Source organism: Paenibacillus sp. MZ03-122A, from assembly GCF_024213325.1.
GTDB classification, from domain to species: Bacteria; Bacillota; Bacilli; order Paenibacillales; family Paenibacillaceae; genus Paenibacillus; species Paenibacillus polymyxa_B.
Genome location: NZ_JANAVI010000002.1, coordinates 687,515 through 702,786 on the forward strand (window position 1 = coordinate 687,515; position 15,272 = coordinate 702,786).

Genomic DNA, 15,272 nt, shown 5'->3' on the forward strand with positions numbered 1-15,272 from the left:
TAAAAAGCCCTCGAATAAAAATCGAGGGCTTTTTTGTATGCATCGACATCTGTATTGAATTAGAAAAGATCTGGATTATCAGGGTATATTTTTTTGAATTGTGAATGTATTAGTTCAACTTTTTCCTTCGTGATGGATGATGTCTTTTTTAAGACTATGGCTTTAACGTTATTATCCAGAGCATAGCTCTTTAAAGGTTTATAATTATTTTTAAGAGATCCGTTCATAACCTCTTCTGCGAGTATACCTACAACTTTTTGACCACTTTCACCTAAATGGTATTGTGTAGGTAATGCGATCACGACATAATCGGACTCAAAAAACGACACTGGAAAACCATCTCTTAAATCAACGTGATGGGTCAGATTCATAAATGGAAGAGCGTCGCTATTGTCAGGCATTTCAATCTGTCTGAGTATGTCATCATTAAGAATTCCAGAGCTAGACAGAACATATACCTTATGCTGCTCTGATGAGATTTCCTTAAGATAAGTCGTTAATTGTTTTAAAACAGGTATATCTGTTCTTACTCTAGGTGTTTGTTTAAAGTCACTGAATAAAGAAGAAAAATAGGTAACAGGACGTGCATTTACATTAGTGAATGTTACCAAGAAATTACAAGCGACTAAATAAACTAGAATAACTAAGAAAACATTTTTTGCATATTTTATCTTGGACAAATAGTTTAGAATAAGAATAACGCCACAAATAAATAAAATTAATACGTTCACGGTAAGAAGATAATAATGCTGAGAAGCTAAGCTTTGAATTCTTGTAAAAAGAAAGTACGTAATAAACAAGTTTGTAACTAGAAAGATTGATATATACCTAGTTTTACTAATAAATAACAAGCCTATGCAACCAACAAGAGCTATCAGAAAAATGAAGGCACCATAATGATAAAATAAATTGTGTAAGTTACTTAAGACGTCACCAAAATAATAAGCTGAGTAGGCGTTTTTAAAGTTATTGGTTAGGGCTCTTTGAATAAATTCATTGAAGAATATAATAAGAAATAATGCACTTGAAGATCCTATAATGAAAAAATTTAAAATAACCTGCAAGAGCTGCTTGAAGCGAAACTCTTTTTCTAGAATCCATTTGAACAAAAAAGCGATACTGATCGAGCCAAAAAGAGATACGATCCAAAACCCATACCATCTTCTTGTAAATGTTAGTAATACTAGGCAAGCAGCAAAGAGTAAAACTGCTTTTAAATTTAAGCGTTCAAAGTCATTATTAAATAAGATAACAAGCGACAAGCAAATAAAAATAAGTCCTATAGAATCCAGATATCCACCTAACATAGGAGCTATCATAATTGGAAAGGTAAATGTAAGTACAAAGATCATGAAAATGTTCAATTTTGTGTTTAACTGGATTTGATCAGCAATCTTGATACATAATAAGAAAAGTATCAAACAAGAAGGATACAAGAAGCAGGTATAGATTGCCAAGACATAGCTCATGTAGCTTGTACCTAAGAACTTTAATGGTAAAGAGAGAAAGATTGTTGGGAAAACGGAATAATCATCTCTTAAAATGCTTGCATAGATTTGTTTAGAAGCTGCTATAAAATCTGTACTTAAAAGGTTATTAAATTGTATGGATGTATTCCAATAGGCTGAAAAGTCCCAATAATAAATGAAATGTTCCCTTTGAAGGAAGGCGTAAATGAATATTATTCCAACTAGATAACCGCCAAAAGCTAGGTATTGCACCATTATTTCTTTCTTGGCATATGTTAAGATACCACTAATGTGTAAAATGTATGTAGCACCTATGACAAACGACTGTGCAATATTTAGACCGAATAATATGGAAATATAGTAAGAATCGACTTTAAACAGTATTAGAATCGGGATAAGTAGCCACGTCAAAACCAAATAGGACCAAACAAAATTTTTATTAACTCTCGATAAATTCAAAAGCATATTCCCTCCCAATATAGTGTGCTTATTAATTTTATAGTAATCATAAATGAAAGTATATACTCAAGATGTTGGAGGTTTCGTGAATGATAATAAAGGAAGTACTTTCAGGTGCAAAAATCATTGAACCCGTGGTTCATGGTGATCACCGTGGTTTTTTTATGGAAAGTTACAATGAACAGATCATGAAAGAAAACGGAATAGACCATGCTTTTATTCAAGATAACCACTCCTTGTCTGCAGAAGCCGGTGTGATTCGTGGTTTGCATTATCAGCTTAATCCTAAAGCACAGACCAAACTCATTCGTGTGCTTTCTGGAGCTATCTACGATGTGATTTTGGATATTCGTAAAAGTTCTCCAACATTCGGTCAATGGGTCGGGGTAATCTTAAGTGAACATAATAGACGTCAGCTACTGGTGCCCAAGGGTTTTGCTCATGGGTTCTGTACGCTTGTTCCTAACACTCAAGTGCTGTATAAGGTAGACGAGTATTATTCACCTGAAAATGATCGTGGAATTCTGTGGAATGATCCAGCACTAGGGATTGATTGGCCAACTTCTCATGCTATTCTTTCAGAGAAGGATCAGAAGCATTCGGCACTGGCCGACGCTGACATTAATTTTGATTAGAGGAATAATAAGATTTAGGAGGTCAGTATGAAACTTCTTGTCACCGGCGGGGCCGGATTTATAGGCAGTAACTTTGTATTGTATATGTTAAAACAGCATCCAGATTATGAAATTGTAAATATAGATGCTCTTACCTATGCAGGTAACCTGGAAAATTTGAAATCCATTGAAAATAACCCCAAGCATAGCTTCATCAAAGCAGATATTACCGACGCACAAGCGATTGACCAACTGATGCAGCAGGGGATTGATGTGGTGGTTAATTTTGCAGCGGAGTCACATGTGGATCGGAGTATTCTGGAACCGGAAGTGTTTGTGAAAACAAACGTATTGGGTACGCAAGTGCTACTGGACGCAGCCAAGAAATATAACGTGACCAAGTTTGTACAGGTATCAACAGATGAGGTGTATGGATCTTTGGGAGAAACAGGCTTGTTTACGGAGGAAACTCCGTTGCAGCCTAATAGTCCTTATTCTGCATCCAAGGCAGGCGGCGATCTGCTAGTTCGTGCATATCATGAAACCTTCGGTTTACCAGTGAACATCACGCGTTGTTCTAACAACTACGGTCCATATCAGTTTCCTGAAAAATTGATCCCGCTAATGATCTCACGTGCATTGAGCGACCAACAGCTACCTGTATACGGGGATGGCTTGAACATTCGCGACTGGTTGTATGTAGAGGATCATTGCAGCGCAATTGATCTAGTCATTCATCAGGGTAAACTGGGTGAAGTATACAATATTGGGGGAAATAACGAGCGGACAAATGTGCATATCGTCAAAACGGTATTGGAGGAGCTAGACAAGCCGGAATCTCTGATTTCGTATGTGCAAGATCGTCCAGGACATGACCGCCGTTATGGCATTGATCCAACGAAGACCATGAATGAGCTGGGCTGGAAGCCAAAGCACTCTTTTGAAACAGGCATTAAAGAAACGATTCGCTGGTATTTAGACAACGAAGAATGGTGGACTCGTATTCAATCCGGCGAATACCAACAATACTATGCTAAACAGTACGGTTCCCGCTTGGGGGATGCGTAAAATGAAGGTGCTGGTTACTGGAGCATCCGGTCAACTTGGTAAAGATGTAGTAAACGTTTTTCAGGATCAAGGACATGATGTTCTTGGATATGATCGGGAACAGCTGGATATCACGGATTTGGAGCAGGCTGTGAAGATCGTGGAACAGTACCAACCTGATGCCGTAATCCACTGTGCAGCGTATACGGCTGTGGATGCAGCGGAGACTGATGTAGACGGGGCTTATCAAGTCAACGCGGCAGGTACACGTAATATGGCAATGGCTGCGGAAAAGGTTGGAGCCAAGCTGGTTTATATCAGCACAGATTATGTGTTCGATGGAACGGCAAAACAGCCATATCATGAGTACGATAATACCAATCCGCAGAGTATCTACGGAAAGTCCAAACGGGCGGGGGAGGTATTGACCCAAACACTTTCCTCTAGGTATTTTATTGTTCGTACATCTTGGGTATATGGATTGCACGGGAACAATTTTGTCAAAACGATGCTGAAGCTTGGACAGGAGAAGCCGCTCCTCCAGGTAGTGAATGATCAGAAGGGTTCACCTACCTATACGGTGGATCTGGCACGCTTTTTGGCGGAATTGATTCAAACGGAGAAGTACGGCGTATACCATGCATCCAATAGCGGCTCCTGTACCTGGTATGAATTTACGCAAGCTATTTTACAGGATGCGGCGGAAATATTAGATGCCAAGATCACAGCGAAATTGGAACCATGCAGCACAGAGCAATTTCCCAGACCAGCAGCGCGGCCACGTAACTCTGTTATGGAGCATATCGCGATCCGAACCAATGGATTGAATGATTTGCGCGACTGGCGTGAGGGATTGCGTGATTTTTTGCAGGAGTGTCTTAGTACATCCGAGTAAATAAAACCTTATTATAAATATCAACAATCTCCCATCAGTTCATGAGTGGGAGATTTTATTATATTTAGGCCTATGTTGATTAAGGACAATGAGCATTATAATGTATAAGCAGATGAAACATATTGTCCCTCTATTGCACATTTTAAAAGAAGGAGGTCATTACTCTGAACAGACCTAACGTACAAATTTTATTATCTACATATAATGGAGCAGCTTACTTAGATGAGCAAATAGAAAGTCTCATCAATCAAAAAGACGTAGAGATTCAGATTCTAATTCGTGATGATGGCTCGACAGATGATACGGTTGCCAAGTTGAGCGCGCTGAAGCAACGTTATCCTCAACAGATTTTTTTATGCCTCGAGAGCAATGTAGGGGTTATTAAAAGCTTTTTTGATCTGATTCAAAGATCGTCTGATACATTCGACTATTACGCTTTTTGTGATCAGGATGATGTGTGGATGCCGAATAAACTTGCTCAGGCTGTGGCACATCTCAGGGAGCAGGATGGGAGCCGACCGCTGATGTACTGTTCTGCTACTCAAATGGTCTCTCAAACATTGGAACCACTCAAAGTATGGCCAGCTGACATCCTACGACCTGTATCCTTCTATAATGCTCTCATTGAGAATGTATGTGTAGGTTGTACCATGGTGATCAATAAAGAAACACTCAAGCTCGTGAAAAAGAGAATCCCAACTTCTTTGGATAATATTATCATGCATGACTGGTGGATTTATTTATGCACTTCCTCTTTTGGTGAGGTTGTTTTTGACCCCGATCCGTACATTTGGTATCGGCAGCATCAAAACAATGTGCTGGGAGGTTCTACGGATGGCTGGGTTAGCAAGTGGAGGAAAAGACTAAGTAGATTTGCAAAAGGAAAAAATCGCTATATTTTAAGCAAACAAGCCCAGCAATTTATTCAGCTTTATGGACAAGACATGTCTCCTCAAATGTATAAAGATATGGATCAATTCCTGGACAGCTACCAAAAGGGTGTGTTTTCTCGTATGAAATATATTTGGCAGTCTCCATTTTACAGGCAGTCACGGTTGGACAACTGGATTTATAAGTTGGTTTTTGTATTGAGGAAGTTATAGAGGTATGGAAAGAAAAAATATTGAAACTTTTTTCCATATATAAGCGTCAAATAGTCAAAGGTGCAAATGAATACTAGATAAAATACCATCGAATGCGTGTTCCTTTATGGAAAAATATAGTATAATTGAAACGTGCAACCGATAGAGCTGCAAAGGGCGGTCGGCTAACTCTCCCGAGGAGGGGGGTGAAGCCTGTGACAGTGTTTGAGGCGCTCAGTTTAATGCTGACGTTCGGGGCGTTAATCGTCACACTGTTAGAGTTTAACAAACGAAAATAGACCGCCCCCGCAAGGAAGGGTCTATTTTCGGCCTGATTGTTCCAAAACCGTCCGCTCTTGGAGCGTTGGTTGCGCAGGGGCTGGCTGGCACCAGCCCTTTTTCCATGTATATCTTACCACGATGAATTTTAGACCTCAACCGAGGATTTTACAAAAATCTAATAAACGACTTCCAATGAACAATATATAGATCGAAATGGTTTCGTTTGTCTATATTTGCACTTTGGAGCGACTGGAATCGAATTTTGTGAAATTCTACTAACTATGTAAGGCTACAAGTTATGTGCTTTTTTGCGCCCCGTGGTCTGCGCGGTATGCTATAATAGGCGATAGTAGAATAGATTACTGAATTTGTCAGGAGCGTTTTAAATATGGATGTAAGCATACTGGTCGTCAACTATAATACGTGTCGATTGACGCTGGATTGTTTGCAATCGGTGTATGCGTCAAAGTCGCAGTACCGATATGAAGTGATTGTGATTGATAATCACTCTAGTGACGGATCTGTTGAGGCTATTCGTGCTGCATACCCGGAGATTACGTTGATAGCCAATAAGAATAATACAGGTTTTGCCAAGGCGAACAACCAGGGGATGGAAGTAGCCAGCGGGCGTTATGTATTGTTATTGAACTCCGATACGTTGGTGCAACCGGACACGCTGGATACAATGATTCAGTTTATGGATACGCATCCGGAGATGGGGGCATCGGGCTGTAAGGTCATTTTGCCAGATGGCTCGCTAGATAAGGCTTGTAAGCGTGGCTTTCCAACGCCGTCAGCTTCTTTTTACTACGCTTTCGGCTGGTCGAAGCGTTACCCGGATAACCCGAAGTACAATCAATATCAGCTTGGGCATCTAAGCCCGGATGATGAGTATCCAGTAGATGTACTGGTAGGTGCTTTTATGCTGGTGCGCCGGGAGACGATTGACCAGGTCGGTGGCTTGGATGAAACCTTTTTTATGTATGGTGAGGATATTGATTGGTGTTACCGGATTAAGCAAGCCGGGTGGGGCATTTACTACTACCCGCGCACATATATTATTCATATCAAAGGAGGTAGCGCTCGCCGCCGTCCTTTGAAAATTATTTATGAGTTTCATAGAGCTATGTGGGTATTTCATCGTAAGCATTATAAACAGCAATACAGTTGGATCACCAATATGGCTGTATATGCGGGAATTACGGTGAAGTTTGGAATGGCCTTTCTAAAAAATAAGTTGTCTGCACCGGTCAAGCCGGACAGCGGGGAACAATCTCGTACTGAGGTGAAAGCATGATACGCAGAAATCAGCGTTTTTTAACCCAATTATATATTGTGGCGGATTTCGCGGTCATTCAGTTGTCCTTTCTGATCGCTTGGTTTTTCAAATTTGAAAGTGAATGGATCACCTATAAAGAACCGCTTCCTATTCAAGTATATGGAGGCTGGAGCTTAATCTACGGCCTGATTGCCGTAGTGCTAGGGATGTTATTCTCGCTCTATTCGCCCAAACGCAAAAAACGATTTGCAGATGACGTATTCCGCGTCACCCAAATTCATATTGTTGGCCTGTTCGTGCTGTTGAGTGTGATGTTCTTCGTGAAGCAAATCGACATTTCGCGGTCCTATCTGGCGATCTATATGGTTGGGAATGTGCTGCTTATTTTGTTTTACCGGTTCTTTTTGAAGCAAGTTCTTAAAGCTCTCCGTCAAAAAGGGTACAACAAGCAGTTCATGCTTATTCTCGGGGCGGGTACTCTAGGCCAACGATTTTATCATAATCTTGGACAGTATCCTGATCTAGGATACGAGGTCGTGGGTTTTCTGGATGATAAGCGGCATTGGAGTGAAGAGGAAGCGGCGCATTTTCGCCCGATTCTTGGAGGTTTAGATCAATTGGAGGCTACGCTGTCGCGTCTGATGATTGACGAGGTTATTCTGGCGCTTCCGCTGGATGCCCATGATAAGTATCCCAAGATTATCAACATGTGTGAAAAGGCTGGAGTGCGCACGCTTATAATCCCTGACTTTTTTGATTATTTGCCGGCTCGTCCGTACTTTGATAACTTTGCAGGTATGCCGATGATTAATGTACGGGATATTCCACTGGATGTGGCGGGGAATCGATTGTTTAAGCGTCTATTCGATATTTTATTCTCTTTATTCGCGATTCTCCTGACCTCTCCGATCATGCTGGCAGTGGCGATTGGTGTAATGATCACATCCAGAGGGCCCATCATTTTTAAGCAAGAGCGGGTGGGCTTGAATCGTCGCACCTTCCGAATGTACAAATTTCGTTCGATGAAGGTGCTGCCTCCTGGAACTGAAGATACGGGCTGGACGACTGCTAATGACCCAAGACGCACACGTTTTGGTACTTTTATTCGTAAAACGAGTCTCGACGAGCTGCCTCAATTTTTCAACGTTCTGCTGGGTGATATGAGTGTCGTTGGTCCACGCCCAGAACGCCCCTATTATGTGGATCAGTTCCGTGAGGAAATTCCAAAATACATGGTGAAGCATCATGTTCGTCCTGGAATCACAGGCTGGGCACAGAGCAACGGGTTGCGTGGAGATACATCTATTGAGGAACGGATTAAGCATGACATCTTCTATATTGAGAACTGGTCACTCTTATTCGATATTAAAATTATTTTCCGCACGATTCGCAACGGTTTCAAGAACGCGTATTAATACAGAAGCACCCTACGGTTTAGCCGGAGGGTGCTTTTGCGTCTGGCAGTTGTTTTGAGCATGCGTATGTGGGGTATTGACCTGTACGAAAAGGATGTGACCTCCTATGAAACGACTGATTGTTGCGGTTATTCTTTTAATGTTAATCGGCACATTTTTACTGGCATACAAAGGAAAATCTACAGAAGAATATACTGGCTTTACCACGCACCGTGTGATTTCGCATGCCATGGGAGCCGTTGATGGTTTGGCCTATACTAATGCGCGTGAAGCGTTTGTGGAAAATTATAAAAAAGGCAGCCGCGTATTCGAGGTCGACCTGATGTTTACATCGGATGGACAATTGGTGGCGCGCCATGAATGGACAGAATCTTTTACAGAGCAAATGCAACAGGAACATGCAGTTGCTACGGAACAGGGCGGAAAACCTTGGAGCTATCATCAATTTAAGAACACCCCCATACACGGTTCCTACACCCCGGTAGATTGGAAGGATGTATTGGATTTATTGGAAACATACCCGGATGCTTATATTGTGACCGATACGAAAGAACAGGACCCTGTCCAAATCAAACAGTTGTTTGCGCAACTGACCCGTCAGGCACAGGAGAAAAACCCCGAGCTTTTGTCCCGTATTGTTCCTCAAATTTATAATGAAGAAATGTTGCGAACGTTACGAAGTATTTATCCTTACCCATCCATTATTTATACGCTCTATGCCACAGAAGATAAGGACGACCAGATCATTCGATTTGTACAACAAAATGATATAACGGCAGTAACTTTACCAGAGAATCGGGTGAGTGGTGCTTTAGTGGAAAGTTTGCGTCAGGCAGGGGCAGTGTGCTACGTAAATACCATTAATGAGTTGAAGGATGCCGCTGAGTATGAACAGATGGGTGTGAGAGGTTACTATACAGATGTTTTAACGGAAAAAGAACTTAGTGAACGCAGTTGGTTGTATGCGTTACGACCATGAGTTGTCTGAACGGGGTGTTCCCATTTGATACGAACATTGACACCTTTTAAGCACTATCATAGACTTAGCATAGAACGCTTTTGGATATTGGAATTCGGCTCGCCTGGATCATGACAAAAGCAATGAATGCTGGAGGAATGTGTGTTGGCAGATTCAATTCAATCATGGAGGCATGTGTTTAAGCTTGATCCTGACAAGGAACTGGATGATGGTGCGCTTGACGCTGTGTGTATGTCTGGTACGGATGCGATTATGGTAGGAGGTTCCTCAGGTATTACCTATGAAAATACGGTGGATTTGCTGTCGAGGGTTCGGCGTTATGAGGTGCCGTGCGTGCTTGAGGTGTCCGATCTGGAGGCTGTAGTGCCAGGGTTTGATCTATATATGATTCCTATGGTACTGAATACTGCTGACAGTAATTGGATTCTAGGGCAGCACCAACGTGCGATTGAACAGTTTGGTTATATGATCCCGTGGGATTTGCTTGTGGCGGAAGGATATATTGTTTTGAACGGTGATTCTACGGTCGCTAAGCTTACCGAAGCAGATACTTCGCTGGGTGCTTCATCTGTCGTCTCATATGCACAGATTGCTGACAAGCTCATGCATCTGCCGATTGTATATGTGGAATATAGCGGTGCTTTTGGGGATATGGAGCTGGTGCAGAAAATACATCGCAGTACGGAGCGCTCTCGTGTCCTATACGGGGGAGGTATCGTGGATAAATCTACCGCGTTACAAGCGGCTGCCGTTTGTGACACCATTGTAGTAGGAAACATCATTTATCGTGACTTGGCGAAAGCGCTGGAGACGGTAGCTGTGAAATTGGAAGTATAGAACGTGAATTTATGGAAGCTCAGGGAAAGGAGCATGCACGCATGCAATCAATAGATATACACGAGGCGGTAGCTCGCCTTAATCCGCCTCAGCGTCAGGCTGTGGAGGCGGTAGATGGTCCGCTGCTGATTATGGCTGGCGCAGGCAGTGGTAAAACACGGGTGCTCACGCACCGAATAGCCTACCTCATCGCGACCCGCAAGACGGCTCCATGGGGCATTTTGGCGATTACCTTTACGAACAAGGCCGCGCGTGAGATGCAGGATCGCGTATCCAAGCTGATTGGCCCACAGGGAAGAGATGTATGGGTATCCACCTTCCACTCGATGTGTGTACGTATTTTACGTCGGGATATCGAGCGGATTGGATTTACCTCGAATTTCAGCATTTTGGATTCTACGGATCAATTGTCTGTCATTCGGAGCTGCATGAAGGATCTGAATATAGACACCAAAAAGTTTGAACCCAAAGCGGTTCAGTCTATGATGAGTACGGCTAAAAATGAACTGGTCACTCCCGAAATGTATGAACGCAAGATTGGCGACTATTTTGAGGGGATTGTGGCGAAGGTATATACCAAGTACCAACAACGACTCAAAAATAACAACTCTCTTGATTTTGATGATTTGATCATGGCAACGATTCAGCTCTTTAAAGAAGTACCTGAGGTACTGGATTTCTATCAGAAAAAATTTCAATACATTCATGTTGATGAATATCAGGATACGAACCGTGCGCAGTACATGCTGTGCAAAATGCTGGCCGACAAGCATCACCGGATTTGCGTAGTAGGTGACAGTGACCAATCCATCTATCGGTGGCGGGGGGCGGATATTAGCAACATTTTGAATTTTGAAGAGGACTACCCGGAAGCACGCACCATTTTGCTGGAGCAGAACTACCGGTCCACCTCAAATATTCTCAATGCTGCCAACGAAGTTATTGGCCAAAATACAGGCCGCAAGCCGAAAAAACTATGGACTGACAAAGAAGGCGGAGCCAAGATTAAAGTTTATCGTGCTGACTCTGAGCATGATGAGGGCTACTTTATCGCCTCCGAAATTCATAAGAATATTAATGCGGGCAAAACCTATAGCCATCATGCCATTTTGTACCGTACGAATGCTCAGTCTCGGGTTGTCGAGGAAATTTTGATTAAATCGGATATTCCTTACCAGATCGTGGGCGGTATCAAGTTCTATGATCGGAAGGAAATTAAGGATTTGCTGGCGTATCTTCGCCTGCTCTCCAATCCTGACGACGACATCAGCTTGATCCGAATCATTAATGTGCCAAAACGAAGCATCGGAGACACAACCGTCGGCAAATTGCAGGCAGCTGCAGCAGAACGTGGAGTTTCAATTTTCCGTGTCCTTCAAGTTGTAGACGATTTGGGCTTTGCAGGACGTACGCGCAATGCGTTGGTTGAGTTTTACGATATGATCGAAGGTTTAAGTCGGATGGTAGACTACCTGTCGGTTACTGAGTTAACAGAAAAAATGCTGGAAACCACCCAATATCGCTTGGAGCTGCAAAACGAGAATACACTCGAGTCACGCTCACGTTTGGAGAATATTGATGAGTTCCTGTCGGTAACCATGGAATTTGAAAAAGGAGCGGAAGACAAGTCACTCGTCTCCTTCCTGACCGACCTTGCTCTGATTGCCGATATTGATTCCATGAATGACGATGAAGAAGAGCAAAGCGATGCGGTTGTATTGATGACCATGCATAGCGCCAAAGGATTGGAGTTTCCCATCGTATTTATTGTCGGTATGGAGGAGGGAGTATTCCCTCATAGTCGTGCCTTTCTGGATAACGAAGAGCTGGAGGAAGAGCGCAGATTGGCGTATGTCGGGATTACCCGTGCAGAGGAGCAACTGTTCCTTACATGCGCACAGATGCGCACTCTGTTTGGCCGCACCACAGCTAACCCGCCTTCCCGCTTTCTCGAAGAGATTCCGGACGAGTTAAAAGAGGATACGATCATCAAACGTGACCGCTACCGTCGCTCAGGCAATGTAGGCGGATCTTATGGTGGGCGCGGACTGAATAAAGGTGGTGGCAGCAACTTTGGTGGAGAACGCTCGTTTGATACGATGAGCCGTAGTGGTTCGTCCGCTTCCGCGTCACCTCGCGTAACAGTAACGACATCTTCATCCGCGAAACCCACTCCGGCTGCTTCGGCAGGAGGCCCCTCCATTTTTGCTGCTGGAGACAAGGTACAGCATGGTAAATGGGGGATTGGAACTATTGTAGCTGTAAAAGGGACGGGCAATGATATGGAGCTTCAAATTGCTTTCCCGGCTCCAGTAGGGGTTAAACGACTGTTAGCTGGCTTTGCACCGATTACAAAAGTAGAATAAATCTCAAACATCATTAAATCTCGAACCTCATGAGTGGCAGCTTGGTTTAGGACCTCTGCCCTGATGAAGTTCCCGGAGGGATACGCCTGCATGAACCCAATGCACAGGATGGAGCAGCTTGTTGCTGAACTGAACACATATAACTATCATTACTACACACTGGATGAACCCAAGGTCAGCGACAAAGAATATGATGTGCTTTATGACGAGCTGGTAGCGCTTGAACAGACGAGCGGTCTTGTGCTGCCGGATTCGCCGACACAGCGTGTGGGCGGGGAGTTACTCAAAGGGTTCACACCGCATCGCCACCTTGCCCCATTATGGAGCCTTGATAAAGCTCAGAATATGGAACAGCTGCGTGCATGGAACGCGCGTGTCGTGAAGCTGGTCAATGATTACAATACCAAGAACCCAGAGCAACCTTTGCCATCTCCAGGTTATGCGATAGAACTTAAATTTGATGGTCTAACGCTGAACCTGACATATACTGATGGACAGCTGGTACAGGCTTCTACCCGCGGTAATGGTGTGGTGGGTGAGGGGATATTGGCGCAGGTAAAAACGATTAAATCCGTGCCACTTACAATTCCTTTTCGAAATGGAACTATTGAAGTTCAGGGAGAAGGGATAATGAATCTCTCTGTACTGTCCAAATATAATGAGACTGCCACGGACCCTCTTAAAAACGCACGCAACGCCGCAGCTGGCGCTTTGCGTAACTTGAATCCCAAAGTGACAGCAGAACGGCGATTGAATGCATTTTTCTACAATGTGGGTTATGCAGACCGGATCCAGTTTAACAGCCACCAGGAAATGATGACTTTCCTGCGTGAAAATCATTTTAAGGTAAACCCTTACCTGACTTACTTTGATAATTTTGAAGATGTAATGGAGCAACTGATTGAGATTGAAGAATCTCGTGCCGGATTGGATTACCTCATTGATGGGGCAGTATTGAAAATTACAGATATGCGCACACGTGAGGCTCTCGGGTATACCGATAAATTCCCACGCTGGGCGGTGGCCTATAAGTTCGAAGCCGAGGAAACAACTACAGTGCTTAACTCGGTTGAGTGGAATGTAGGACGAACGGGTAAAATCACCCCACTTGCAAGGGTAGAGCCGGTAGAACTGGCGGGAGTCACTGTACAAAATTGTACACTGAACAATGCTGGTGACATCGAGCGCAAAAACTTGAAGTTTGCTTTGGGTGCACGTGTGTTTATTCGTCGCTCAAACGATGTCATTCCGGAGATATTAGGAAAGGTAACATCTGAGCACGACGGAGAGGAAATTGTCGTACCAGATCATTGTCCAGCCTGCGGGTTTCCGTTGCAGCAGCGAGGTGCCCATTTGTTTTGCGACAATAAGCTGGGTTGTAAACCACAAATTGTAGCTCGTATTTCCCATTTTGCTTCACGTGATGCTATGGATATTGAGACATTCAGTGACAAAACGGCCATACAGCTGCATGACGAACTGGAAGTGCGCGAGCCTGCGGATCTGTATACACTCCAATATGATGATCTAGTGAAGCTGGAGCGGTTTGGTGAGAAAAAGGCCAGTAACCTCTTGGCGGCACTAGAAAAGAGTAAAGAGAGAGATTTGGCTTCTTTCCTTTATGCTCTGGGTATACCGAATACTGGTAAAGCAACAACACGCATGTTGGCTGAACACTACCGTGATTTGCACAAGACGATGTCCGCTACGGTCGAAGAACTGATAGAACTACCGGATGTGGGCGGGATTGTAGCCGAAAGCATTGTTGCTTTCTTTGCAGATCCATTTACTCAGGCGGGAATTGAAAAGATGCTGTCTCTAGGGGTGAAAGCTCAGGCCCCTGAAGCTCCACAGGAGAAGAAGACAGACAGCTTTTTCAGTGGCAAAACGGTTGTGCTTACAGGTACCTTGCATCAGCTTACGCGTGACGAAGCTGCATCCAAGCTGGAGGCGCTGGGAGCCAAAGTTGCGGGGTCTGTATCGAAAAAGACGGATCTAGTCATAGCTGGTGAAAAGGCTGGGAGTAAGCTGGCTAAGGCCCAACAGCTCGGAATTGACACCATAGAAGATGAGGATGAATTTATCAGACTGCTGGAACAAGAATAATAGTTTTGCAATGACTGCAGTCATTCCGCTCTGGGGCGGGGTGGCTGCCTTATTATCTGTTGTATAGTAGGAAATAAAATAGATATAAATAAATGCTTGCTAAATAACTTTAGGCATGATATATTATTAGACGTTGCTTTGAGAGTATCATTTCTTGAAGCGAGGTTGCTGAAAAGATAATCAAAAAAAAGATTTGACAAGAAAGCAACTAACATGATATGATATAATTCCTGGCTCGTTGAACGAACGAGAACAGACAAGTTCTTTGAAAACTGAACAAATGGATGATGAAACAAAGATTTCTTCTTTTATAAAGAAGAATCGCTAGCATTAAAAATGAGCTTATCGCTCTTTCTATAAACCGGCTTCGGTTGGTCTTTAATGGAGAGTTTGATCCTGGCTCAGGACGAACGCTGGCGGCGTGCCTAATACATGCAAGTCG

Annotated in this window: 12 protein-coding genes, 1 rRNA gene and 1 pseudogene; 13 read left to right on the forward strand and 1 reads right to left on the reverse strand. The window is 43.4% G+C overall.

The features are described from left to right. Positions 1–59: 59 nt before the first annotated feature. On the reverse strand, positions 60–1,934 hold the full coding sequence (locus NLX74_RS07055; RefSeq protein ID WP_254328318.1) for a hypothetical protein: 1,875 nt from the start codon (positions 1,932–1,934) through the stop codon (positions 60–62). Between the two features lie 83 nt (positions 1,935–2,017). Here NLX74_RS07055 and rfbC point away from each other — a divergent pair, with 83 nt between their 5' ends. The 13 genes and pseudogenes from rfbC to NLX74_RS07115 form a co-directional block, all read left to right on the forward strand. Continuing rightward, positions 2,018–2,563: a dTDP-4-dehydrorhamnose 3,5-epimerase gene (gene rfbC, locus NLX74_RS07060; RefSeq protein ID WP_254328319.1), complete on the forward strand. Its 546-nt coding sequence runs from the start codon at positions 2,018–2,020 to the stop codon at positions 2,561–2,563. 27 nt (positions 2,564–2,590) lie between these two features. After that, positions 2,591–3,610: a dTDP-glucose 4,6-dehydratase gene (gene rfbB, locus NLX74_RS07065; protein WP_254328320.1), complete on the forward strand. Its 1,020-nt coding sequence runs from the start codon at positions 2,591–2,593 to the stop codon at positions 3,608–3,610. A 1-nt stretch (position 3,611) separates the two neighbouring features. Further along, complete coding sequence (rfbD, locus tag NLX74_RS07070; protein WP_254328321.1) at positions 3,612–4,484, forward strand: dTDP-4-dehydrorhamnose reductase; 873 nt, start codon at positions 3,612–3,614, stop codon at positions 4,482–4,484. Positions 4,485–4,726: 242 nt separating this feature from the next. After that, positions 4,727–4,930, forward strand: a pseudogene (locus NLX74_RS07075) (glycosyltransferase); the annotation flags it as partial. A 15-nt stretch (positions 4,931–4,945) separates the two neighbouring features. Then, entirely contained in the window at positions 4,946–5,587 is a 642-nt protein-coding gene (locus NLX74_RS07080; protein ID WP_254328322.1) for a glycosyltransferase family protein, read from the forward strand. A 200-nt stretch (positions 5,588–5,787) separates the two neighbouring features. Beyond that, positions 5,788–5,865 (forward strand): putative holin-like toxin, encoded by a 78-nt coding sequence (locus NLX74_RS25790; protein ID WP_354005523.1) that lies wholly within the window; start codon positions 5,788–5,790, stop codon positions 5,863–5,865. A gap of 371 nt (positions 5,866–6,236) precedes the next feature. Further along, positions 6,237–7,145 carry a glycosyltransferase family 2 protein gene (locus NLX74_RS07085; RefSeq protein WP_254328323.1) on the forward strand — a complete coding sequence of 303 codons (909 nt, stop codon included), beginning with the start codon at positions 6,237–6,239 and terminating at the stop codon, positions 7,143–7,145. Beyond that, a complete protein-coding gene (locus NLX74_RS07090; protein ID WP_061831729.1) occupies positions 7,142–8,542 on the forward strand; it encodes an undecaprenyl-phosphate glucose phosphotransferase in 1,401 nt (466 codons plus the stop codon). Before NLX74_RS07085 ends, NLX74_RS07090 begins: the two co-directional genes overlap by 4 nt. 106 nt (positions 8,543–8,648) lie before the next feature. Further along, positions 8,649–9,521 (forward strand): phosphatidylinositol-specific phospholipase C/glycerophosphodiester phosphodiesterase family protein, encoded by an 873-nt coding sequence (locus tag NLX74_RS07095; protein WP_235306438.1) that lies wholly within the window; start codon positions 8,649–8,651, stop codon positions 9,519–9,521. A 144-nt stretch (positions 9,522–9,665) separates the two neighbouring features. Then, on the forward strand, positions 9,666–10,358 hold the full coding sequence (pcrB, locus tag NLX74_RS07100) for a heptaprenylglyceryl phosphate synthase (protein ID WP_483311647.1): 693 nt from the start codon (positions 9,666–9,668) through the stop codon (positions 10,356–10,358). Between the two features lie 41 nt (positions 10,359–10,399). After that, positions 10,400–12,724 (forward strand): DNA helicase PcrA, encoded by a 2,325-nt coding sequence (gene pcrA, locus NLX74_RS07105; protein WP_061831733.1) that lies wholly within the window; start codon positions 10,400–10,402, stop codon positions 12,722–12,724. A 90-nt stretch (positions 12,725–12,814) separates the two neighbouring features. Next, the gene (ligA, locus tag NLX74_RS07110) at positions 12,815–14,830 is read left to right on the forward strand and encodes an NAD-dependent DNA ligase LigA (RefSeq protein ID WP_254328325.1); all 2,016 of its coding nucleotides are present in this window, start codon (positions 12,815–12,817) and stop codon (positions 14,828–14,830) included. 378 nt (positions 14,831–15,208) lie between these two features. Beyond that, positions 15,209–15,272 (forward strand): 16S ribosomal RNA (locus NLX74_RS07115); the annotation flags it as partial.